A 23610-nucleotide genomic window follows, 5' to 3' on the forward strand; every position below is an offset into this window, starting at 1 on the left:
GGACAACCAGCCGCAGGCTTGTATGCTTTTGTAAACTTTTTAAACCGCACATGAATAAAACAGGGAGATGAACCATACACATGAGAAACGGATTTGGCGGAGGGCTAGGCGAACGAAACGGGGGAAGAATGCCCAAAGCGACCCTCAAAGAAGTGTCCCTGCGCCGCATTCTGGGACTGTTCCGGCCTTACCGGGGACAACTGACCGTAATCGTCCTGCTGGCTCTCGGAGGAGCCGTACTCGGCCTCATTCCTCCGCTTGTCATGAAAGAAATCATAGATATCGCCATCCCGCAGCAGAGCTTCCGGCTGCTTGCCGTTTTTGCCGTTCTGCTCGTGGCTCTGCCGTTGTTCAGCGGCATGCTCGGAGTGGCGCAGAACCACTTGAACACGAAAGTCGCCCAGGGTGTCATGCGGGACCTGCGGATGGCGCTTTTCCGCAATCTCCAGCGGCAGTCCATGTCCTTCTTTACCGCAGCCCGGGCCGGCGAAGTGGTCCAGAGGCTGACGGAGGATATCCAGGCGGTCCAGACCGTCGTCACCAGTCTCGTCGTGTCGTCGATTACCCAGATCGTCATAGTCATCACGACTGTCGGCATCCTTTTCGCCCTCGACTGGCATCTGGCCATCGTAGCCCTGATCATCCTGCCCGCCTTCATATTGCCGGTACGCAAAGTTTCCGGCGTCCGCAAACGATTGCGCGGAGAAACGCAAAAAGTCCGCGCCGATATGTCGGCGCAGCTCGGTGAAATTTTCGGCGTTTCCGGCGCTATGCTCACCCGCATTTTCACGCGCGAGAAAGAGCAGGAGGAGCGGTTCAACGGAATGAACCAGCAGGTCATGGATCTGGAGCTTCGTCTCAATCTGATCGGCCGCTGGTATATGATGTTTCTCGGGGTGCTGGGCCCGCTCGGCACCGCGGTCATTTATATGTACGGAGGATACTCCGTCATTCAGGGAAGTATGAGCATAGGCGGCATCGTAGCCTTCGCGGCCTATCTCGGACGGCTGTACAGTCCTGTGGGCACCCTGCTTAATCTGCATGTGGAAGTGGCAACAGCACTCGGCGTATTCCAGCGTATTTTCGATTACCAGGATATGAAGGCCGAAGTGGAGGAGGAGAAAGGAGCGGCCGAGCTCCCTCCGGTGCGCGGAAGCATAGCCGTACGCGATGTTTCATTTGCTTACTCGCCGGGTAATACGGTTCTATCCGATATTTCCTTCCAAGCGGAAGCGGGTGAAGTTGTTGCACTGGTCGGTCCCAGCGGAGCGGGCAAATCGACCCTTATCAGTCTGATGGCAAGACTCCATGATCCGACGGAGGGCACCATAGAGATAGACGGATTCGATGTGAAAAAGGTTAGTCTGTCGTCGCTCCGCCGTCAGATTGCTTACGTTACGCAGGAATCGTTCCTCTTTCATGCCACCGTCCGGGAAAATCTGCTCTTCGCCAAAGAAGACGCCACGGAAGAAGAGCTTGCAGATGCCTGCCGCCAAGCGTATATTTACGACTTTGTGCAGTCTCTGCCGCATGGATTCGACACCATGGTCGGTGAACGCGGACACCGCCTTTCGGGCGGTGAACGGCAGCGTCTGGCAATCGCCAGAGCCCTGCTCAAAAATCCGCGCATCCTGATTCTGGACGAAGCGACTTCCCACCTGGATTCGGAATCCGAAGCTTTCGTTCAGGCTGCTTTGGAGCGGCTGATGAAAGACCGGACGACGCTGGTCATTGCACACCGCCTCTCGACGGTTCTCCATGCGGACCGCATCCTGGTTGTGCAGAAGGGAAGAATCGTGGAGTCCGGCACTCACAACGAAATGATGGAAGCCTGCGGTCTCTACGCACGTCTGTACCGGACCCAGTTTCGCGGGCAGACAAATGCCACAACGCCCCCTTGAATCTAAACAAAGAACACCGATAGTTCCAATCGGATATTTCGGAGTACGGCGGGAGATGCGTACTGTAACGAATTCAAAGGAGGAATTTCCAATGAAGGAGTTCAGTAAGACGCTGGCAACGATGACGAGGCCCTTTTCATTTGTTCACAAGACGTTAAGCGAGTTTGGTTTCGTGCACCCCCGGACCCATGAAAACCAACTATATATCACCACCTTTGCGGATTCCATCACGCAGCGTGTCTACACGCTGGCCATACCCACCCGGCTTCTGGAGAACGGGCATACGGAAGTGTATCTCGGCCACACCCGTTTCGACACGGAAGAGCAGCCGCCCTCCCGTGTCGTCGAAGCGGCCATTTGCCGCCTGAAAGAGCTTGCCGACTATTTGAGCCAGCCGAATAAACGCTCTCATACCATCGAGACGGCAAGCAACGGATACATGGCGACGGATTCTTACGATATCCGCAGGCTGGGCAACGAAATGAAAAAAATGAAAACCAACAGCGAGTTGAAGCAAACCGGGCTGATTCCCGATCCCATTCAGTAGCTCCCATAGAAAGGGTCAGGAGACCCCGCTGCGGCGCGGGTCTTTTCTGATTCCGCTTTTTACGGTGGCTTCGGCTACGCTGTTCCCATATACGAACAAAAGGAGTGTTGACGATGACACCGATTCATCATATAAACTACCGGAACGAACATAATGAGGTGTACTGCTGCCTGAGAAATAAAGTCGTGGAGCTGGATGACCGGCAGAAGAGTGCTTTCTGCAGCGGCTGCCAGATGTTTGCGGGCTTTGCCGGAGGCAAAGGCGTGGAATGCGAGTGGGAGGACATGAGAGACGTGCCCAACCCGATGCAGGTACACGACCCCATGAAGGAGTTTATCAGCAACCAGATCCGCAAGATCGAATTGGATGATCCGACCGTTTTGGTTCATGGAAATTAAGCCCTATAAAGTATATATACCGCCGAGGTATATATACTTTTTTTATTTCTAATTCGCGCTAATTATCCAGTACATCCCTTATAACTTTGTATGTTTATGCAACAATTATGCATGATTTACGTCTGAAAAGAAGTAAGTCACTTTCATCACATACAGAAGGGAAAGAACAGCATGAACAGTGGAATGAAAAAAGGACTGGCCGTTTTGGCCGTATCCATGGCTATGACAACGGGGGCGGCATACGCATCGCCGGCTGTCGTAACGAAAGCGGACAACATCGTTCCGATCAGCGCGGAAGTTTCGCAGTCCGTACAAGTGACCGTCAACAATCAGGTTCTGGATGCCAAAGGATATGTGAAAACGGGAGCCAAAGAGGCGATGATTCCGCTTCGCGCCGTGGCCGAAGCGATCGGCATGGACTTGAAATGGAACCAGGAGGATTACTCCGTCGAACTGTCCAAAGACCGCATCTGGACGCTCGTAAAAACCGGCGAAGACCGTTATGTGCTGAACAAAATGTACAAGCCGCTCGGAACCGCTCCCGAGCTTGTAGACAGCAAGCTGTACGTACCGGCTTCGTTTGCCAGCGAAATTCTTCATGGAACGGTAACGGCGAAGGGCAATTCCGTTTCCATTGCTTTTGACGAGAAGAAGGAGAACGTGATGACAAAAGGCGTTGTAACGTCCATCCGCAATGCGGAGGGCTATAAAGCCGTTCAAATTCAAGGCTTCGGTACGGCCGGAATCGTTCTCAATGTGGGCGACGACACGGTATTTGCCACTGACAAGGGAGACAAGCTTACGTTCGATCAGCTTGCGCTCGGTCAAATCGTCGAAGCGGAGCACTCCATGGCCATGACATTGAGCCTGCCGCCTCAAACGCCTACATACAAGATTACCGTGTCCGGTTACTCGGCGGATGCCGAGAAGCTGCTCGGAACTTCCGGAACTGTGGAAGAAGTGCGTACGGGCGATGACGGCAGCCAAAGCTTGACCATCAAAGGTCAAGGGCTCACCGAGCAGTCCCAGAGCGAAATTGTGCTGCGTCTTTCCGATGCGACGGAAGTCGTAGATAAAGAAGGCGCCAAAGCGGATAAAAAGGCGCTCGTTAAAGGCGCGAAAGTCATCGGCTTCTACAACGGCGTCATGACGAAAAGCCTGCCTCCTATCGGCGGAGCGGTGAAGATCGTCGTAGACTCCGAGCCGGAAGCGGCTGCAGTCCAAGCGGAGTAAAGACAAGCTTGGCGGACTCCGCACTGTGTTAAACAAGGCAGTTCCCGTCCTAAACCGGGGGCTGCCTTTTTTTTGTTCAGGTATAATCTTTCTTTTTTAATTGATGAAAAGGAAATATTTTTTAAAAATAATTGAAAATAATGCATAATTCTGGTATCTATAGGATAAGACTATCCTTCTAGGTTTACTATGTTAATCACTAATGCCGTTTAAAATCGGCTTGTTTCGCAAATTACGCAAGGGGGAGGCTCTGCTGATGACAATCTCGATCTACACAGATGACCCGGATATAGCCCATGTACTATCCTATTTTTTTAACGAAATGGTTTGTTCCGTTCACGCGAGATCTGAACTCGGCAGCCTCCCGGAACCGGGCAGCGGGTACGCGATACTGGCTGTGGGCAGCCCGGACGAGTCGGACTGGTTCCGGCTCAAACGTTCCGTCAAACAGGGAACAACGACCTACTTGATGATCCGTGAACCCATGACTCCGCTGGAAACGGTCTATGCCAAAGAAATCGGCGTAAGCGAAATATTAATGGACCCCGTTGCCCGTCTCAAAAGCAAGGCCGCCGAAACGCCGGATAAGCTGATCTCAGTCCTGGTCTGCCCCGGCCTGTACGAAGCGGCGGCCGGTTCCGAGCTGGTCTACATCGGAGAAGGAACCTACTTTCATCCGAAACAGTTTTGCATCAAACACGGCCATACAAGGACCGAACTTTCGGAGAAAGAAGCGGCGCTGCTTTCGTTTTTTGTGGAGAACGAAGGGATTGTCGTGACCAAGCATACTATCGCGGAAAAGCTGTGGGGCGGGTACATCCAGCCGGACGGGATCTCCAAGGTGATCGCCAGAATGAAGAACAAGCTGGGGCCCGCCCGCGTATTGATTTCCTCCAGGCAGTTGGGCGGATTTATGTATGTCAAGGAGCGGGAGGCTGCGGAATACGCCGTTACCCGGCGGCTAAAATAAAACCCCTGCCCCGCTCGTGCGCGGGATAGGGGTTGGAGTAAGCCGTCAGCCGCGGCATTTCGCCCCGGATACGTCTTTTATTTTAAATAAGCCGATTTAATATAGTAGAATTCATAGTCCGAAGCCGAGAAGTTGGCGAAGGAGGCTTTGAGTCTGTCGTTGGTGTGAGCGCTAAACTGCATCGTGACGGTATCGTTGGCTACGACGAACATAACGTGCGAGTATTTTAAGGCGCTGATGAAGCCGCCTGCGGGAGTCGTCGCTTTGGTGGTTTTGTAGAAATAGCCTTTCGTATCCACCATATACTGCTTCAAGCCGTTGGAGATATTACGGCCCGTGTTCACCCAGGCGAGGCTTTCCGGTTTCCAGGTGCTGTCCTTCGGGATGCCGCCGGCATAAATCGCTTGAGAAACGTAGTTGGCGCAGTCGACACCGCCGTTTTCGGTATGTTTGGCATAGTTCGGATTCCATTTGCTCGTGTCGTAGCCGGACGCGTTCGTTGTGTTCGAGGTCCATTTGTTGGCATAATCCCTGGCCGCAATCCTGTCGTAGGTGACGGCGGCAAGCGGCTGGACCAGCGAAGCTTCGGCCGGGTTTTTGACCAGGAAGCTTTTGTTGGTCGTTACGGCTTCCGTGACAAACTCTTCGCCGTTTTCGATCATGCTGGACTCATTGGAAGGAATAAAATAATCCGCGGGAATCCAGTCGACCAGACCGTTCAGAAATTCCAGATTGGCGCTCTTTAGGTCGGGGCTGCCGTTCACGATAGGAGCCGTAATCCGAAACGAATCGTTCTGTTCCGTGGAAGTCCCGATATACTCCTGGAGATCTTTCATCCGGTCGTTGACGACCTGTTCCGCATCCGCGGAGCTTGCGTCTTTGCGGAGTTTCAAGACATTCAGCTTGCTTTTCAAACCTTTCACGTAAGGCAGCTCGTCGACCGATTTCGCTTTGAGTGTTTTATTCAAGGAAATGTTCACACGGGCCGTCAACCGGTTGTCTTTCACCGCGTAATCCGAAGTGGATAATTGAATGGAACTAATCGTGTAATAAGGCGTATAAGCTTTTTTGACGAAATTTTCGACTTCCTTTTGCACGGCCTTCTGATAAAGGTCGTCTTTTGCGCCTCCGGGGACCGTTTGGGCAAAAGCCGAAGTCGTCGTAAAAGCGGAAATCAGCAGCAGAGACGTGACCATTTTTTTAAGCTTCATCATAAATTCCCTCCTAAATGAACTAGATTTAATGGCGGTATTTTCCGTCAGGATAAAATAAAACGTTCCGGTTTTTGTACGTTCACCTCCGTTTGAGTCTGAATTCGGTAAATCCTTTACACTATAAAAGATATACCGGGCGGAATATTCCGGATATAGCCAAAACGGGGATACCGGATCGGCATTACGGGGACAAACCGGGGGCATACCGCGGACAGCATGCTGAGGACAACATACGAGAGAGCATATCGAGAGAGCGTATCGAGCAGAGCACACCGAGTCGAGTAGAGCATACCGCGAGAGCTGATCGAGAGGAGCATACCGAGAGAGCGGACTGAGGACAGCAGATCGAGGGAGAGCAGCCGAGGACAACGCTCCGAGGTTCCCGCATTGAAAAAGGCAGCTCCCGTCATTGAACGGGAACTGCCTTTTTATACTTCCGCGCTGCGCCGTGAACACAGCTGCAGGCTACTTGTTCTTGTCCGGATCTTCGGGCCGCTCGGGCTTACGGAGGGAATCTTCCTCCGTAAGAGGCGTGCGGCCGGTTCCGGACTCGGAAGCTGGAGCCGCCTCGGAACGGGTCCGCTCCGGCTCCAGCGCCGGGTCAGCTCCGGAGCCGCCGTGAGTCCGGGCGTCTGCGGGGGCACTCGGGTCCGCCGGAGCTTCGCCGCCGGACAGCATGCGCACCACCGGGCGCCCGCTTTCGCCGGCAGGCTGCTGCGCCGCCGTCTCCGCCGAAGGCCCGGGAGCGGGGTCCGCGTCCTGCGCCGATGCAGGCGCATCGGCCGCGGGTCCGGCGCTTCCGGCTGCCGTCAGCTCGGCCGCTCTCGCTTCGGCGGCACGCGCTTCGGCGGCTTGTTCGGCCGCCGCTTTCTTTTTCTTGCCGCGGAGGAACCGCCACAAGGCAGCGAGGCCGGCGACAAGAATGATGCCGAACTTTTTGAGAAAGACGAGCAGCAGTCCGATCAGTCCGACCTTTTTGGCGACCGCAAGGCCCGCGCCTCCGAGAATCAGGCCCGACAGGCCGTACTCGGCCAGCTTGTCCGTTTTGGAGTTGTATTCTTCGTACCGTTCTCCGGCCTTAACCTGCAGCTTCGGCAGGATGGAGGAGGTCAGCACCTTGCGGTCCGCAGCGAGATTTTTCGGGTCGGTCACGAGAACGACGGAGATCACGCCCTCCCGGGTAAGTACGTTGACGTTATAGTTGACGAATTTTTCGTCATTGGAATCGTGTCCCAGCAGGGACCAGGAAAGGCTATGTATGTCGTTATCGTAAAAGGGCTTCACATCCCAGCCGTCGACGAACAGGCGGTTGGATACATCCCCTCTTTTATTCGCTTCTTCCGTTCCGGTCTTGTAGCTTTCAAGGAGCTCGTCCGCATCGATTTTATCTTTCTCGTCGTCCTTGACGTGGCCGGTGTCCTCATATTCGAAAATAACCGCCCAGTTCTGATTTTCGTCTTTCGGGAAAACGGAACCGATTTCACGGTTGTTTACGTGGGAACCGTTTTGTTGTTCAAACTTTTTGGTATCGGTATCATTCAGAAACACAAAATTTTTGTCCAGATCCAGCTCGGCGATTTGACCGAGTCCCACTTTTTTCGGACCTTCCACCCAGTTCAAGGTTTCTTCAGCCAAGGCCGGGGCCGTCCACAAAGAGACGCAGAGGGCTGCGCCGGTTATCAAGGTAATTAACTTCGGAAGCTTCAAAATTTTCTCTCCTTTGTTTTTAAATAGTTTATTTATTAAATATCGCTTATTATATAGCTTATTAATTATTTTACCAGACAAATAATGGTTATAATCTCTGTTTATTTGTTTCTCCGCTCTCAATGGTCTACACTATACATAAGGTTCGCACTCTATTTAAGAAATGAGGATGTCCAAGATGTACATTGCCGTAAATACCATTGAAGTTCCCAATCCTCCGCAAATGGTCGAAATGTTCCGCAAGCAGGCGTCTAACATGAAAGAACTCCAAGGCTTTCTCGGATTGGAAGTCTGGACCGACGAACAGGCGATTAAAGTGATCACGAAGTGGGAAAATAAAGAAGCGTTCGAGGCGTATACCCAAAGCGAGGTTTTCAAACGTTCTCACGGCGGCCATGGAGGCCAGGAGATGAAACCGAAAGCGCGCCTCTCGTATTTTGAAGGCGAGACGCTCATTTAGGGAAAGCTTCCGAAACTTAAACGCACATTCATTCGTTTATAGGATAACGGCCCCGCTTCGGGGCTGTTTATATTTGTAGAGGTGCCGTTTGCTTGATCCCCTGTTTTAAGGGATGAGAAGCCGCCGAATGGCAAAATCTACATGTACTTAACCCGTTTTTACGTTTTTAAACCAGGAGTGCTGCTTAATGAAAAAAACTGCCATAATAGCCGGTGCGTCGGGACTTGTAGGCAGAGAATTGATCTCTGCCCTTATCGCCGATCCCGGTTACGAGAAAATTATCGTCTTGGTCCGCACGCGAATCGAGGGACGAGACAGTGAAAGCAAGTTTCATCAGATCGTTACGGATTGGAACCCGGAGCAGCTGGAGGAAGCTTTACGCGGAGAATGGAAGCAGGCGGATGTATTTTGCGCGCTGGGCACCACGATTAAGAAAGCCGGGACACAGGAACAGTTCCGCAAAGTCGATTATGAATATCCGATGATTCTGGGCAAGCTGGCGAAGAAGTACGGGGCCCGCCAATTTCTTGTCGTCTCCGCCATGGGAGCGAAGCGGGATTCGAAATTTTTTTACAGCCGGGTCAAAGGAGATCTGGAACACGGTTTATCCAAACTTGGACTTCGTACACTGCGCATATTCAGACCGTCCTTCCTGCTGGGAGACAGAGAGGAATTCCGCTTCGGCGAGAAAGCGGGAGCCGTTGCCGCGAAAGCCTTCTCTTTCCTGATGGCGGGGGGTCTTCGTAAATATAAGCCGATTACGGCTCAGCGGGTCGCTGCGGGAATGGCAGAGGCCGCCAAGCAAAAACCGGAAAGCATCCGTATCTACGAATCGCATCAGATTTAAATGCGAAAGAGCCTGACAGTTCATGGTTGAACTGAAAGGCTCTTTTTTTTTTGCTTGCGCGGCTGCACGGAAAGCCGCCGTCAGGACATGATCAGCGTCCATAACTGTTTGCCGATCAGCACCGTAGTCATAATCAGAAAAAGCGGCTTGACGAAGGAAGCTCCCTTGCGGATGGCAAACCGCGTTCCCACAAGCGCGCCTCCGATCATGGCGATGCCCATCGGGACTCCGTAAGCCAGACTTACGGAGTCCAACATGAAGAAGGTAACCAGCGCGCCGATATTGCTGGCGAAATTAAGCACCTTCGAATTGGCGGATGCTCCCACGAAATCAAAACCGAGCAGCAGAAACAGAAAAATAAGGAACGAACCCGTTCCGGGTCCGAAGAAGCCGTCGTAAAAGCCGATTACGAAAGCACTGGCCGCCAGCCAGAACCTGCTCCGCGTCGTAAGGCCGCTGAAGGTGGATGCCGCTCCCCAGTTTTTTTTGAGCAGGGTATAGACCGTCACGGCAATGAGCAGCACCACGACCAGCGGTTTAAGAAACTCGGCCGGTATCCGGTGTACCAGCAGCGCGCCGAGCATCGAACCGACCAGGGATAGCGGAAAAAGCGCCGCCGCCAGCCGGAAATGGATTTTTCCGGAAAGCAGAAACGAGGTCATGCTGGTCAGCGAGCACATCGTTCCCGACAGCTTGTTGGTTCCGAGGACGAGCGCTGGCGGAAGACCCGTAAACAGCAGCGCAGGAACCGTAATAAGACCGCCACCTCCGACAACCGAATCTACGAAAGCGGCCAGAAACCCGGTCACAATCAGAAAAAGCAGCATTTCCCAGCTTAAAGCTTCCATTATGTAGAGCCACCGTCCTCCAACCCGCAATTCTTTTTCCCAATTGTACATCGGAAGAAGGCAGGACGACAGATGAAATTGCGGGGCCGCTTATTTCATTTTGGAATCGGAAGGTTTACTTACTCCGCTGGTTGATCCGCGCAGCTTCAGAAGCTCCGATACCGTGACAAAGTGATAGCCCCGCTTCGACAGTTCGGGAAGGATTTTACGGATCGCGTCAACCGTATTCGAAGAACCTTGGACATGATCATGGAACAGGACAATGTCACCCTCGCGGGCGTTGTTCAACACCTTATTCACGACTCGGTTCACGCCGGGAGCTTTCCAGTCTTCCGTATCCTGGTGCCAGGACCATAGAATCGGCAGACACCCTTCTGCCAGAGAGACATGAACGAGCCTTTCGTGGTAATAGCCCCCCGGTGGCCGGAACAGGACAGGTGCGGTTCCATTTATGGATTTGATCACCTTCTGCGTCGCCGCAATCTCGCTGCGGATGCTTTCCGTGGACCGGTTGTTGGTCAGAAAAGGGTGGCTGTACGTATGATTGCCGATCTCATGCCCCTCGGCTGCTTCTCGTTTGATCAGTTCGGGAAACCTCTCGGCCCTTTTTCCGACTACGAAAAACGTGGCTTTCGCCCCGTACTTTTTCAGCTCGTCCAAAATTTGCGCCGTCTGTACCGGGTCCGGCCCGTCGTCGAACGTCAGCGCGATCACTTTTCCTGCGGACGGGACTTCCCAGACGATTTCTCCGCGTTGTTCGTAATAATCCCGATCCCGCGGTTTGGCGGCGGCAGCGTCCCGGCCTTCTTCCGCCGGTATCGAAGCCGTTGAAGCGGCTGAACGGAACCGCTGCCCGTTTGCGGCTTCCGCTCCGGCTGCGGCTGCTCTTGACTCGCCTGAGGCGTAAAGTCTGCCGGATGCAAGCGCGGGAGCGAATGCCAGGGAGAAGAGGACGCAAATGGCGCAGGCCGCAGCCGTACGCCGTAAGGGGGGCACCTTGACGGACCCGGAATGCTTGCTCATGCTGATTATCCTCCTGTCGATTAGCTTATCGGATAAGGATTAGCCTCCCCTTACGTCCCCGTTTCATCCGGCTGTTTAGGTTCTCTCCCACAAAAAAACCGGCACCGCAAGTGCGGACCGGCCTTCATTCTTACCCCCCGTAAGCGCTGCGGAATGCTTTGGACAGCGTATCGGCGTTCACGTTCCACAGGACGGCTATCTCGGGAGCGACGTGTTCCTCCCACCAGTCCGCCTGGACTTTGCGGTTATCCGAATGCTCGACGATGAACGCGATGTGCTGGGCTACTTTCCGGGTGTATATCTCCTCCGCTTCCTCGATTTTTTCCAAAGAGACATACACCTTCAGCCGTTTGACGGTTCGGTAAAGCTCGCGGCTGCACGAACGGCGTATCCCCCGGGCGCTCGGAATTTGCGGCTTATGCTTCTCGTTGGTTTTATTTTTCAACCGGATCGCCTCCTGACTCTGTTTCAGTGTATGCGGTTGATTTGCCGGAAGTGAAGAGGAATGGGAGGGGAGAGAGGGAAGGGAGATAGCGGAAAAAGGGAAGGGAGAAGCCGAAAGTGTGAGGGAAAGAAAGGGGAGGAGGGGGAAACTGGAGGTGACGAGGCCAGGGAGCGGGGCGACAGACAACAAAAAAAGGAAGCCTGAGGCTCCCTGTCAGTCGATGACATTAATATAGGCGATCATCGGGCCGCTGTGGGCGATGTCCGTGTGAGTCGTACAGATGAGCCGGTAGGTTCCCTCTTTTTCCGCTTTGAAGTTGACGACCGTTTCCTTGCCTTTTTTAACTTCGCCCTTGATGTTCAAGCCTTCGATGATAAAAGGATGGCTGGCGCCGTTGACTCCGTAAATACTGAGCCGGATATTTTCGCCTTTACGCACGACAATCGTGCCGGGGTCCCAGCGGTAAGCCTCGATTTCTTTGCCGTTATCCAGCTTCGTGGAAAATTCTCCGGTAACGAGCTGGATTGTCCGTTCCGAAGTGGCTGCCGGATTTGCCGCCGTAGACAAGATTTGCGGATTCCGGAAAAACAGGACCGCCGCGAACGCTACGCAAAGAAATCCGAGAAACATGACGAAGTGATATTTTTTAAGCACAAAAGATTTGAACATGAGCTTTCCCCCCAGACCAGTTTGTACACTATATGCACGGGCTTGTCAGCTCATGATGAAAATAACCGGACAAGTAAAATTTGTCCGCCCGTTCCGCCACACGGTCCGCAGCGGTATGGGCATCGCGGGTTTCCGCCTAGCCCGGATTCCACGCAGCAGCACAATTTCATGCTGCAAATAAGACACGCGTCAAGAAGGCCGGAAAGACCGGCAACTTCATCAAGGCCGCACGCGCAAGTCTTTAACGCTTCCTTTAACGGCCCGGCCGCATTGTTAAGTGGTTGACGGCCTTTCTCTATGGTAGAATAGGGGAGATTATACTAGAAGAAAACGCGGGAACACCCGCGAATCGACAATCATGCTGGGGAAAGTAGGTTGGAGATGGGAGAGTTTATTCATTCGCTTTTGGTATTTTTTGAAGGTCTCGGGTACTGGGGGGTCATGCTCGGGCTGATGATTGAGGTCATTCCGAGTGAAATCGTACTTTCGTATGCGGGCTATCTGGTAGCCAAAGGCGAGATCGGATTTGCAGGCGCCGTCTTTTTCGGCACCGTGGGTGGGGTCATCGCCCAGATTTTCGTCTACTGGGTCGGCCGTTACGGCGGACGCCCTATTTTGGAAAGGTACGGCAAATACATATTCATCAATAAGCATCACATCGACGTTGCGGAAAACTGGTTCAACAAATACGGAACAGGCGTTATTTTTACGGCCCGTTTCATACCGGTTGTCCGGCATGCGATCTCGGTACCGGCGGGGCTTGCCAAAATGCCTTTGGGGCTGTTTACGTTCTATACGACGCTGGCGGTTATCCCGTGGTCCATGCTGTTCGTCTATCTCGGGATGACCCTGAAAGACAATTGGGAGAACATCGACGACATTGCAGGCAAATACACAGTTCCGATTCTAATCGCAGCTATCGGTCTTATGATCATTTATCTGGTAGCCAAAAAAATGCGGGCAAAGCGTAAATAACGCAGTTTGCCGCCAAAGAAGGGATGGATTTTATGAGCACCAATTTATCCGCCGTAATCGGCAAAGGCTTGACGCCGCAGCAGTTTATCGACAGCATGCAGCGCAATCAGGAAGCGTTTCTTGACTGGTACGGGAAGTTCCAGTGGGAGACAGAGGACGACCGGGAATTTTTCGAATCCCTCAACAATCGCGACGACCTGCGCTGCGTTATCATTGCGGCAGAGTGGTGCGGCGACGTAGTCCGCAACATTCCGGTCGTATTCAAGGCGCTGGAAAACAGCGGAATGCCGGTGGAAGTCCTGATCATGGAGGAACATACAGATATCATGGACCAGTTCCTTACCTTCGGCGGACGCTCCATTCCGATCGTTATTATCACGGATACGGGCGGTCACGTGCTTGGCAAGTGGGGCCCGCGTCCTGAACGGGTACAGGCCGTCATGAGAGCCTTCAAAGAAGAAAATCCGGACCGCGAAGCGCCCGATTACAACGATAAAATCCAGGCGGTACGCGCGGAAATGCTCCGCCAGTACGGCGAGGGTGTCGGCTACCAGTCCGTCATCGTAAGTGAGCTCCGCGAGCTGCTTTCCACGTTCTGACAGGAGGGGTACGCATGATCCGCATTGAAACTTTTACGCTTGGCCCCATGGGAACGAACGCTTACCTGCTGACCGACGAAAGCGGGCGGAAGGGCATTGTCATCGACCCCGGCATGAAGCCGGGACCGCTGCTTAAGCGCATCAAGGATATTGAGATCGAAGCCATTCTGCTTACGCATGCGCATCTCGATCATATCGGAGGCGTGCAGGAGCTCCGGGAGCTGAAGAAGTGCCCGGTCTATCTCCACGATGCCGAGAGCGACTGGCTGGGCAGCCCTAAGCTGAACGGCTCCGCGCGCTGGCCGGACGTTACGGACCCGATCGTGGTCGAGCCGGCGGAATACGCGCTTGACGAGGGACAGGTACTCGAATTTTTCGGCACCAAGATCAAGGTGCTTCATACCCCGGGCCACTCGCCGGGCAGCGTCAGCTTCCTGTTCGACAATCACCTGATCGGCGGAGATGTGCTGTTCCGTCTGTCCGTGGGCCGTACGGACCTTCCGGGGGGCGATTGGAACACGCTGCTCGACTCCATTCAGGGCAAGCTTTTTGAGCTTGGCGACGACGTCACGGTCTACCCGGGACACGGTCCGAAGACGACGGTCGGTTACGAAAAACAGAACAATCCTTATATTTAAGGGAAGTAAACCTTTACCGCCAAAAGAAGCCTCCGGAATGCAAGCCGGGCGAACTCCTTTTTGCTGACAGCGGATCCTTCGGGACATCCGCGTCAGCGACAAGCATCCGCCCGAGCACGTCATCCGGAGGCTTTTTTATGCATAAAGCCTAATTTTACGGGGCTGGGTATATACCGTGTTTCGGGTGGGAACAAACCCATAGACTGTTGGTGTAAGGCTGTAAGCCTACTTTCCGCGCAAGATAACTTAAATACGGAACGGTAACATACAGGAGGGAATAACCAATGGAACATGTTAAAAAAACGTACACCGGTCCCGTCTACACCCCAAAACAGACGGGTCCCAAGCCTCAAGCCGTAACGCCCCCGCCAATGCCGATGCCAATGCCGATGCCAATGCCGACACCGATGCCCATTCAAACGATGCCCGTCCAGCCGACACCGCTGCCGTATCCCGGGCCGCTGCCGTCCCCAGTCATTCATACGCCCCCTATGCCTATCGTAAAACCGGTGTATGTGGCAAGCTGTAAGCCGCATTATCCCGTCTGTCACCCGGTTAAACCGGTCGCGAAAAAGTGCTGGTCCGACAATTCCGCTAATATTCTCGTACTTTTCATCCTTCTCGTCATTATTACAAGCGGTTTCGGTTACGCCAAAAAATGTTAGTTCGGCGGTTTTCCGCAAGGAACGCCTGATTACAATAATCTCGCAGAATCCGAATGCGGAGCGTCCGGGTTCTTTTTTTGGGACGAAATGTAATCGGCCCGAAATGCTGGCTAAGGAAGACCGGACTGACTTGCAATAAAAAGCTTGCCTGCACCGCATAAATGTGATATTTTGGAAAAAGAAGACACGAAACGAATCCATTTGTTTGCGAAGAACGCAAACTTTCGGCAGAAGCCGCGAGTTTGCGTTTTTCTATTTTCGTTTTGTGAAGTTCATAAGCCTCCTGTTTTTAAAAAGCTCGCTTGAAGCGGTGCTTCGGCAGCTCCCCGTTTTAACTTCTCCAGTTATTCGCTTCATCCCTCGCTCCAAATGCGCTTCACCGGTTCGGTTTAAAGGCTGCATGCAGTGCGTTCCTGCAGCCCCGGACCAACCCCGCTTCATTTCCGAACGAACAATGAACGAGCTCCTAACCATCCCCGATCGAATCCCGCACCGTTTTCGAATTCCCTCGTGCCGTTCAAGAATGAAAGTCAATCAAACTTTGAGTGAACCTGCATTCAATCTTTTACCTTGGGAACTATTCACGTACCATAATGTAATAAACCTGGAGCCCAACCCAAGTTAACCCTCTCGTTCGGGACATTAGCTTTCAGCTGCCTACCGGCTTCAAAGACCTTCTGACCTCTTTACGTTACGCCGGCAGTAAAGCTCCAAAGCCCGCTATTTATGAGTGGGTTTTCCACTCTCTGCCATTAGCTCCCGCAGGCTGCCCCATGTCCGTTTATTAGCTCGAAATCTGTTTGCGCCTCCCGGTCGTAGCGGGGTATGATGACGGTATAAGAACCGTAGGAAGGGATGGATATTGATGAACAAAACGGATCATCCGTACGCGGCAAGACAGCAGCGGCTGCAGAAGGCGATGCAGGCCGGCGGAATCGACGGCTTCCTGGTCAATCATCATGTGGACTTGTATTATTTCAACGGCTCCATGCAAAACGGGTATTTATTCGTTCCCGCTGAAGGCAATCCGCTGTTCGTTGTGCGCCGCAGCATCACGAGAGCGCGGCAGGAGTCGCTTGCGGAGGTGGAGGAACTCGGCTCCCTCCGTACGCTTAAAGACCGGCTCGCCCAGCGCTACTCCGGCGTATTCGGCTCCGGGAAAGAGCTCGTCATCGCCACGGAGTTCGACGTGCTTCCCGTCCAGCAGTTCCAGCGCCTGGAAGGGGCTTTTCCGGGCGTGAAGTGGAAGGACGGATCGCTGCTCGTCAAAGAGCTGCGGATGATCAAGTCCGCCGATGAAATCGCGCTTATCCGCAAGGCCGCGGCCGTTATCGACCGGACGCTGGAGAAAGCGCTGGCCGGTATCCGGGAAGGGATGCCCGAGTTCGAGCTGATGAGCCTTATCGAGCGGGAAAACCGTCTCCAAGGCCATCTTGGGCTTATGCGCATGCGCGCCTATAACTCCGAGCTCATTACAGGCTGCGTGGCGGCGGGGGCGGCGGCTGCCGAGCCGACATATTTTGACGGCCCGGCGGGAGGCATGGGGCTTAGTCCGGCAAGTCCGCAAAGCGCGGGCAGCCGGCCCATCGGCCGCAACGAGCCTATTCTTATCGACATCGGCTGCAACATCGAAGGCTACGTAATCGATCAGACGCGTACCGCGGTGATTGGCGCTTTGCCGGATGAGCTTCAGCACGCTTACGAAATTTCGGAGAAAATTTTGAAGGAAGCCGAAGCGATGATGAAGCCGGGGACCGTTGCGGAGCATCTCTACCTGCAAGCTCTGGACACGGCGTCTGCCGAAGGACTGGGCGGCCATTTTATGGGATACGGGATTGATCAGGTTAAGTTCCTCGGGCACGGGATAGGTCTCGAAATCGACGAGTTTCCGGTATTGGCCAAAGGGTTTAAATACAAGCTCGAGCCCGGCATGGTCATCGCCGTAGAGCCGAAATTCACATTCCCCGGACAGGGCGTTGTAGGGATCGAGAATACATATGCCATAACGGAAACCGGCTTCGAGAAGCTTACCGTATCCCGGGAGAGCGTTCTGGTCCTTTGACAATAGCTCGCCTCCGCAGCGGCAGTTCAACCGGAGGTCAATAAAAACTCCCCCAAACCGTCCGGAAAACAGGGAGACGTTTATGGACAGCTATCTCTTTTTTTAGTACGATGTTACTAGTCCATGCTAGTTTCGAAAGTAGAGTTTATGCTTTCCGCATCGCTTTAGAAGAATCGGAACAGGGCAACTCAGCCCGCTCTGCATGGGAAAGGGGGAATCCGGATGCTGTCTTTGGGAGCGCGCGTTATCATCGTGGAAGACCGGCTGGAACAGAATCTGCCGATCGGCGATTACGCCTACATCATCGCTTATGACCGCAACAACGACAACTTGTTCGACTATGTCATCCGAGTGCCGAAGCTTAATAAACATTTTTTCGTGCCCGCCTCAGATATCGAACTGGAAGAAGTTCTGCTTCGTCAGGAAGTCGACCGTTTGGAGAAAGAAGCCTTGATCGATTTCGCGCTGGCGACGCGCAACGAAGAACTGTTTAACCGAGTGATGAACGGCGAACCGGTTGAAGAAATCGTTGCAGAGAAGAGCAAAGAAGTTCAAAGTGCCGAGGATTTCATTAAACAGGTGAACCTTCGCGCTTGGATATAGATAATCGTTTTGAGCTTTTCGGGACTTGTTTCCCGTACAAAAGAATGCAAAAAGAGCCTTCCCGTCTTAGATGACCCGGGAGAGGCTCTTTTTGCGATATGAAGAACGCGTTCCCGCCACGACCGAAAAGCCGCAAAATTCCGCTTATTTCTGCGTTTTCGGCCGAGAATCAATTGAGATCAAAAAATAACTAGGCTATAATAGGTAGAATGAATTTGACGTGTACATACAAAGAGAGGTGCGAATCGTCTGTGAGCATTACTATTAAGGATGTCGAACACGTGGCCAAGCTGGCCCGCCTTGATCTTTCTGCCGAAGAGAAGGAACAGTTTACGGAGCAGCTTAACGCTATTTTGAAATACGCCGAACAGCTTGGAAAGCTGGATACGGATCTTGTGGAGCCGACGAGTCATGCCATGTCCGTCAAGAACGTGACGCGGGAGGATGAAGTCCGTCCGTCCCTGCCTTTGGACAAAGTGATGCTGAACGCTCCGGAAGAAGAAGACGGGCAGTTCAAAGTGCCTGCCGTAATGGAGTAATACGAACGCTTAACCAGACCTTGGATTTTGCACGGTTGTCTGTTATTTGAAGGGAGGCACCTTACGTTGTCGCTATTTGAGTTAAGATTACAAGAATTACATACACAACTGCTGGATAAAAAAGTATCCGTCACGGAGCTGGTCGATCAGTCTTACCGACGGATCGCCGAAGTGGACGGCAAAGTAAAAGCGTTCCTGAAGCTCGACGAGGAGACTGCCCGCCGCTCTGCCAAAGCGCTGGACGAGCAGATTGCCGCGGGAGAATCCCGGGGAATCCTGTTCGGTCTGCCTGCCGGAATCAAGGATAACATCGTGACCGAAGGCGTCACGACCACGTGCGCAAGCAAGTTCCTGTCGAACTACACGCCCGTGTACGACGCGACAGTGATGCGCAAGCTGAAGGAAGCCCAGGCGCTTCCGGTCGGCAAGCTGAACATGGACGAGTTCGCCATGGGCGGCTCCAACGAGAACTCCGCGTTCCAGGCGACACGCAACCCGTGGGATTTGGACCGCGTGCCCGGCGGTTCCAGCGGCGGCTCCGCGGCTTCCGTGGCTGCCGGCGAGGTGTATTTCTCGCTGGGCTCCGACACCGGCGGCTCGATCCGCCAACCGGCCGCCTACTGCGGCGTGGTCGGCCTGAAGCCGACCTACGGGCTCGTGTCCCGGTTCGGACTTGTCGCGTTCGCCTCTTCGCTGGACCAGATCGGTCCGCTCACGAAGAACGTCGAAGACTCCGCTTACGTCCTGCAGTCGATTGCGGGCCACGATCCGCAGGACTCCACGTCGGCGAACGTGGAGATTCCCGACTACGTCTCCGCATTGACCGGCGACGTGAAAGGGCTACGCATCGCGGTGCCGAAGGAATACCTGGGTGCCGGTGTCGACCCTCAGGTGAAGGAGAAGATTCAGGAAGCGCTCCGCGTGCTGGAAGGGCTGGGAGCGGTGGTCGAGGAAGTTTCCCTGCCGCACTCCGAGTATGCCGTCGCGGCGTACTACCTGCTCGCTTCATCGGAAGCGTCCTCCAACCTCGCGCGTTACGACGGCGTCCGCTACGGCATACGCACGGACAACGCGAACAACCTGCTGGAAATGTACCATATGTCCAGAAGCGAAGGCTTCGGTCCGGAAGTGAAACGCCGGATTATGCTCGGGACTTACGCGCTCAGCTCCGGCTACTATGATGCCTATTATCTGAAGGCGCAGAAAGTCCGTACGCTGATCAAGCAGGATTTTGATCAAGTTTTCGCAAACTATGATGTCGTGATCGGCCCTACGGCTCCGACGACGGCGTTCCGTCTGGGAGAGCAGGTAGGCGACCCGCTTACGATGTATTTGAACGATATTTTGACTATTCCGGTCAACCTGGCAGGTATTCCGGCCATCAGCGTACCGTGTGGTCTGGCCTCTGGCCTGCCTGTAGGCCTGCAGATTATCGGGAAGGCGCTGGACGAGTCCACCGTGCTGCGCGTAGCTCACGCCTTCGAGCAGAACACCGATCATCACAAGCAGCGTCCGCAGCTATAACGCGTAACAGGAGGGATCTTTTTGTCAGCGACTGAAACGAAATACGAAACCGTGATCGGGCTTGAAGTTCACGTTGAACTGCATACAAATTCCAAAATCTTCTGCGGCTGCTCCACCTCGTTCGGCGCGCCTCCGAACACGCATACGTGTCCCGTCTGTCTCGGACATCCGGGTGTTCTGCCGGTACTTAACCGGCAGGCTGTCGAATATGCGATGAAAGCCGCCATGGCTTTGAACTGCGAGATCGCGGACGTTACGAAATTCGACCGCAAAAACTATTTCTATCCGGATTCGCCCAAGGCGTACCAGATCTCCCAGTTCGACAAGCCTATCGGCGAGAACGGCTGGATTGACATTGAAGTGGGCGGGGAGACGAAACGTATCGGCATCACCCGGCTGCATCTTGAAGAGGATGCGGGCAAGCTGACTCACGTCGACGGCGGTTACGCTTCGCTGGTTGATTTCAACCGGGTCGGAACGCCGCTGGTCGAAATCGTTTCGGAGCCGGATCTCCGTTCTCCGGAAGAGGCACGCGCGTATCTGGAGAAGCTTCGCGCCATCATGCTTTATTGCGACGTTTCCGACGTCAAGATGGAAGAAGGCTCTCTGCGCTGCGACGCCAATATTTCTCTCCGTCCGGTAGGCCGAGAGAAATTCGGTACACGCGCGGAGCTTAAGAACATGAACTCGTTCCGCGGCGTACAGCGGGGTCTCGAGTACGAAGAAATCCGCCAGGCGGAAGTCCTGAACGGCGGGGGCGAAGTCGTCCAGGAAACGCGCCGCTGGGACGAAGGACAGGGCAAAACCCTATCTATGCGGGGCAAGGAAGAATCGCATGATTACCGCTATTTCCCGGATCCGGATCTCGTGAATCTGCATATCGATGCCGCCTGGAAAGAGCGTGTAAAAGCGTCGATTCCGGAGCTTCCGGATGCCCGTAAAGCCCGCTACGTAAGTGAGCACGGACTTCCGAACTACGATGCGGAGGTTATTACCGCTTCCATGAAGATGGCCGATTTCTTCGAGGAAAGCCTGAAATATACGTCCGACGCGAAAGCTGTTTCCAACTGGATCATGGGCGACCTTCTCGGTTATCTCAATGCCGGCGGGCTTGAGTTCGGCGAGATCCGAATAACCGGTCAAGGACTCGGTGAAATGATCGGTCTGATCGAAAAAGGCACCATTTCCAACAAAATCGCCAAAACCGTTTTTAAAGAAATGATCGAAAGCGGCAAAGCGCCCCAGCAGATTGTCGAAGAGAAGGGCCTCGTTCAGATCAGTGACGAAGGCGCCATCAAATCCGTAGTCGAGCAGGTCGTGGCAGGCAATCCGCAGTCCGTAGCCGATTATAAAGCGGGCAAAGAGAAGGCTGTCGGCTTCCTCGTCGGCCAGGTTATGAAGGAAACGAAGGGCAAAGCCAATCCCGGTTTGGTCAACAAGCTCATCGTGGAGACTTTGCAGGCGCAATAAGCCGAACATCGAAAGAATTAAAGCACTTTAAACGGCATGTCCATCAGGATATGCCGTTTTTTTACAACAAGAAGGGCGTAAATCGGGCAATGAGGAGATGAAAACGATGATGAGACAAATCCCCCTGGATGATGTTCAAGCCGTACTGGAGATGCTTGCTCTGCAGACAGCCGCGTATCTTGTAGAAGCCGGGCTAATCGGGTACAAAGACATTCCGCCCCTGAAGGACAGCCCATTGACCCTGCGGTGTTCCAAAGAGACGTTTACGGGGTATTATCTCAGTGATCGGGACGGGCGGGAAGAACTCGCGGGTGCGGTCGCTTGGGAAGCGAACGGAACAGAGCTGACGATTACACGGATGATGGTACATCCCCGTCAATTTCGTCAAGGCATCGCCTCCGCACTGATTCGTCATGCAATCGCGTCTAACCCGCAGGCGGGCAGATTTATCGTGTCTACGGGAGAAACCAATCTCCCCGCTGTCCGCCTCTATGAAAAGTTCGGTTTTCATCCTGCCGGAAAACGCACGATTGCCCCTTCCGTCGCTTTGGTGACATTTGAGAAATTCCAAGGCATATAATGAGGGAGAGGCTGGGACACATCATCACGAAAAGAAGAGGAGCGTGGGAACGAAGTTGAATGATCCTTGGGTAATCGGACAGTTCGATTTGACGATTAGACTGATTTTGGCTTTGGTGCTTGGAGGATTGATCGGCTTCGAGCGGGAGCTGAGCAACCAGGCGGCCGGATTCCGGACGCATATCCTGGTCTGTGTCGGTTCCGCTTTGATCATGCTGCTTTCCATCTATGGATTCAGCCAGTTTTCCAAAGAGCTGAATGTCCGGATGGATCCTTCCCGGTTGGCGGCTCAGGTTGTCAGCGGCATCGGTTTCCTTGGCGCCGGAACGATTATACGCAACGGCTTTTCCGTATCCGGGCTTACGACGGCAGCCTCCCTATGGGTCGTTGCCGCGATCGGTCTCGCGGCGGGCGCCGGTTTTTATTACGCGGCCATCCTATCCACGATTATGGTCATTCTTTCTTTGTGGATTTTAAATAAAATCGAGCACAAATATTTCGGCGCCAAGAAACGCCACCTGATCCGGGTTCATGCGCTGGACCTGCCCGGCAATCTTGGGAAGATCTCGGGTATTCTCGAAACTAATAAAGTGGAGATACGCAAATTCGGTGTGGAGGAAGAAGAAAGAGATGAGCGGCAGACGGTCATGATCTATCTGAATGTCATCATACCGGACTATCACCTGGTTCCCGTCTTGCTGGACGATATTCGGCATCTGGACGGCGTGGTAGGGGTAACCATGGAATAATCGGAATCGTCAAGCGGGGCGGATAAGCCCTGCTTTTTCTTTTTTTATCGAGTTTGAAGGGGTATACTTTTAAGCATCGTCAAAAGATATGTAAATCGGATGTTAAGCGCTATAGTAAAGAGGGCACAAGAGAAAGGGCGGTGAAGCAATGGAGCACCTGACAGACGAACAACTGGTGGAGCAGATAAACCGGGGGCAAGCGGAAGCTTACCGTGTACTGGTTGATCGGCACAAAAGCTACGTGTATACCCTGATTTACCGCATGGTGAACCATCGCGAAACCGCCGAAGACTTGTCCCAGGAAGTGTGTCTGAAGCTGTACCGCTCTTTATCCCATTTTAGAGGGGAGAGCAAATTCACGACATGGCTGTACCGGATGACCGTTAACCTCGTTACCGATTACCGCCGTGCCCAGCGCAGGCGTCCTGTAGTTCCTCTGCTCGACAAGCTCAAGACCTGGTTGGCCGACCGCAGGACCGAGCCCGAACAGCAGGCGATCCGTCATGAAGAGAGCGACTCCATCCACCGGTTGATCGCCGAAATGCCGGAGAAATACAAACTGGTGATGTATCTCTATCACTTTAAACAGTTGTCCTATCAGGAAATATCGGATGTGACCGATCTTCCCCTAAAGACGATCGAAACGCGCTTATACCGCGGCAAAGCCATGCTTAAAGAAAAATGGTTGGAGGTGTATCCAGATGCCCGAACGAACGCCCAGACGTCCCAGTCAGCCCCGGCTTCACGCGCTTCACAATAGCCCGGAACTTCCGCCCGCACTTCAAGCCGAACTAAACGGCATGAAGGTGCTCCAACCGTCCGCCAATTTCACCGACCGTGTGATGAAGGATGTTGCCGCGGGAAATATCGTGCCTGGATTTCGGCCCGTAACGCCGAAGAAACGCAGGCATTCGGAACTCGTCAATCTTTTCGTCGCCACAGCGG

At 53.6% G+C, this 23610-nt stretch carries 25 protein-coding genes; 19 read left to right on the forward strand and 6 right to left on the reverse strand.

What is annotated here, in order from left to right:
* Positions 1-80: 80 nt before the first annotated feature.
* The 5 genes from AC58P5_RS23250 (at position 81) to AC58P5_RS23270 (ending at position 5049) form a co-directional block, all read left to right on the forward strand.
* Positions 81-1901, forward strand: a complete 1821-nt coding sequence (locus AC58P5_RS23250; RefSeq protein WP_497390824.1) for an ABC transporter ATP-binding protein — start codon at positions 81-83, stop codon at positions 1899-1901.
* A gap of 91 nt (positions 1902-1992) precedes the next feature.
* Entirely contained in the window at positions 1993-2448 is a 456-nt protein-coding gene (locus AC58P5_RS23255) for a hypothetical protein (RefSeq protein ID WP_497390826.1), read from the forward strand.
* Positions 2449-2561: 113 nt separating this feature from the next.
* Complete coding sequence (locus AC58P5_RS23260; protein WP_497390828.1) at positions 2562-2846, forward strand: hypothetical protein; 285 nt, start codon at positions 2562-2564, stop codon at positions 2844-2846.
* Positions 2847-3017: 171 nt separating this feature from the next.
* On the forward strand, positions 3018-4079 hold the full coding sequence (locus AC58P5_RS23265; RefSeq protein WP_497390830.1) for a copper amine oxidase N-terminal domain-containing protein: 1062 nt from the start codon (positions 3018-3020) through the stop codon (positions 4077-4079).
* Positions 4080-4335: 256 nt separating this feature from the next.
* Positions 4336-5049, forward strand: a complete 714-nt coding sequence (locus AC58P5_RS23270; protein ID WP_497390832.1) for a winged helix-turn-helix domain-containing protein — start codon at positions 4336-4338, stop codon at positions 5047-5049.
* 77 nt (positions 5050-5126) lie between these two features.
* On the opposite strand, the gene AC58P5_RS23275 is transcribed toward AC58P5_RS23270, so the two are convergent.
* Complete coding sequence (locus tag AC58P5_RS23275) at positions 5127-6263, reverse strand: amidase domain-containing protein (RefSeq protein ID WP_497390834.1); 1137 nt, start codon at positions 6261-6263, stop codon at positions 5127-5129.
* Between the two features lie 465 nt (positions 6264-6728).
* Positions 6729-7970, reverse strand: a complete 1242-nt coding sequence (locus tag AC58P5_RS23280; RefSeq protein ID WP_497390836.1) for a DUF2167 domain-containing protein — start codon at positions 7968-7970, stop codon at positions 6729-6731.
* A gap of 178 nt (positions 7971-8148) precedes the next feature.
* Here AC58P5_RS23280 and AC58P5_RS23285 point away from each other — a divergent pair, with 178 nt between their 5' ends.
* Together AC58P5_RS23285 and AC58P5_RS23290 are read left to right on the forward strand one after the other, a co-directional pair.
* Positions 8149-8430, forward strand: a complete 282-nt coding sequence (locus tag AC58P5_RS23285) for an antibiotic biosynthesis monooxygenase family protein (RefSeq protein ID WP_497390838.1) — start codon at positions 8149-8151, stop codon at positions 8428-8430.
* 187 nt (positions 8431-8617) lie between these two features.
* Positions 8618-9277 (forward strand): NAD(P)H-binding protein, encoded by a 660-nt coding sequence (locus tag AC58P5_RS23290; protein ID WP_497390840.1) that lies wholly within the window; start codon positions 8618-8620, stop codon positions 9275-9277.
* Positions 9278-9357: 80 nt separating this feature from the next.
* Here the strand turns inward: AC58P5_RS23290 and AC58P5_RS23295 are convergent, their stop codons facing one another.
* The 4 genes from AC58P5_RS23295 to AC58P5_RS23310 form a co-directional block, all read right to left on the reverse strand.
* Positions 9358-10125: a TSUP family transporter gene (locus AC58P5_RS23295; protein ID WP_497390842.1), complete on the reverse strand. Its 768-nt coding sequence runs from the start codon at positions 10123-10125 to the stop codon at positions 9358-9360.
* Positions 10126-10215: 90 nt separating this feature from the next.
* Positions 10216-11148, reverse strand: coding sequence for a polysaccharide deacetylase family protein (locus AC58P5_RS23300; protein WP_497390844.1), 933 nt, complete (start codon positions 11146-11148; stop codon positions 10216-10218).
* Positions 11149-11278: 130 nt separating this feature from the next.
* Positions 11279-11593, reverse strand: a complete 315-nt coding sequence (locus AC58P5_RS23305; protein WP_497390846.1) for a dehydrogenase — start codon at positions 11591-11593, stop codon at positions 11279-11281.
* Positions 11594-11806: 213 nt separating this feature from the next.
* A complete protein-coding gene (locus tag AC58P5_RS23310) occupies positions 11807-12262 on the reverse strand; it encodes a cupredoxin domain-containing protein (RefSeq protein ID WP_497390848.1) in 456 nt (151 codons plus the stop codon).
* Between the two features lie 381 nt (positions 12263-12643).
* On the opposite strand from AC58P5_RS23310, the gene uptA reads away from it, so the two are divergent.
* The 12 genes from uptA to AC58P5_RS23370 all read left to right on the forward strand — a co-directional run bounded on the left by uptA (position 12644) and on the right by AC58P5_RS23370 (position 23425).
* Positions 12644-13237 carry an undecaprenyl phosphate transporter UptA gene (gene uptA / locus AC58P5_RS23315; protein WP_497390850.1) on the forward strand — a complete coding sequence of 198 codons (594 nt, stop codon included), beginning with the start codon at positions 12644-12646 and terminating at the stop codon, positions 13235-13237.
* 32 nt (positions 13238-13269) lie between these two features.
* Entirely contained in the window at positions 13270-13836 is a 567-nt protein-coding gene (locus AC58P5_RS23320) for a thioredoxin family protein (protein WP_497390852.1), read from the forward strand.
* Between the two features lie 14 nt (positions 13837-13850).
* Positions 13851-14474 carry an MBL fold metallo-hydrolase gene (locus tag AC58P5_RS23325; protein ID WP_497390854.1) on the forward strand — a complete coding sequence of 208 codons (624 nt, stop codon included), beginning with the start codon at positions 13851-13853 and terminating at the stop codon, positions 14472-14474.
* Positions 14475-14758: 284 nt separating this feature from the next.
* Complete coding sequence (locus AC58P5_RS23330) at positions 14759-15139, forward strand: hypothetical protein (protein ID WP_497390856.1); 381 nt, start codon at positions 14759-14761, stop codon at positions 15137-15139.
* Between the two features lie 865 nt (positions 15140-16004).
* Complete coding sequence (locus AC58P5_RS23335) at positions 16005-17201, forward strand: M24 family metallopeptidase (RefSeq protein ID WP_497390858.1); 1197 nt, start codon at positions 16005-16007, stop codon at positions 17199-17201.
* Positions 17202-17423: 222 nt separating this feature from the next.
* On the forward strand, positions 17424-17804 hold the full coding sequence (locus AC58P5_RS23340) for an ATPase (RefSeq protein WP_497390860.1): 381 nt from the start codon (positions 17424-17426) through the stop codon (positions 17802-17804).
* Between the two features lie 251 nt (positions 17805-18055).
* On the forward strand, positions 18056-18343 hold the full coding sequence (gene gatC / locus AC58P5_RS23345; protein ID WP_497390862.1) for an Asp-tRNA(Asn)/Glu-tRNA(Gln) amidotransferase subunit GatC: 288 nt from the start codon (positions 18056-18058) through the stop codon (positions 18341-18343).
* Positions 18344-18409: 66 nt separating this feature from the next.
* On the forward strand, positions 18410-19867 hold the full coding sequence (gene gatA / locus AC58P5_RS23350) for an Asp-tRNA(Asn)/Glu-tRNA(Gln) amidotransferase subunit GatA (RefSeq protein ID WP_497390864.1): 1458 nt from the start codon (positions 18410-18412) through the stop codon (positions 19865-19867).
* Between the two features lie 21 nt (positions 19868-19888).
* Positions 19889-21337 (forward strand): Asp-tRNA(Asn)/Glu-tRNA(Gln) amidotransferase subunit GatB, encoded by a 1449-nt coding sequence (gene gatB, locus AC58P5_RS23355; protein WP_497390866.1) that lies wholly within the window; start codon positions 19889-19891, stop codon positions 21335-21337.
* Positions 21338-21443: 106 nt separating this feature from the next.
* Positions 21444-21917: a GNAT family N-acetyltransferase gene (locus AC58P5_RS23360; RefSeq protein ID WP_497390868.1), complete on the forward strand. Its 474-nt coding sequence runs from the start codon at positions 21444-21446 to the stop codon at positions 21915-21917.
* Between the two features lie 55 nt (positions 21918-21972).
* Positions 21973-22665, forward strand: coding sequence for an MgtC/SapB family protein (locus AC58P5_RS23365; protein WP_497390870.1), 693 nt, complete (start codon positions 21973-21975; stop codon positions 22663-22665).
* 148 nt (positions 22666-22813) lie between these two features.
* Positions 22814-23425 carry an RNA polymerase sigma factor gene (locus tag AC58P5_RS23370; RefSeq protein WP_497390872.1) on the forward strand — a complete coding sequence of 204 codons (612 nt, stop codon included), beginning with the start codon at positions 22814-22816 and terminating at the stop codon, positions 23423-23425.
* Positions 23426-23610: the final 185 nt, after the last annotated feature.

This window comes from Paenibacillus sp. JT31N7, assembly GCF_059692095.1.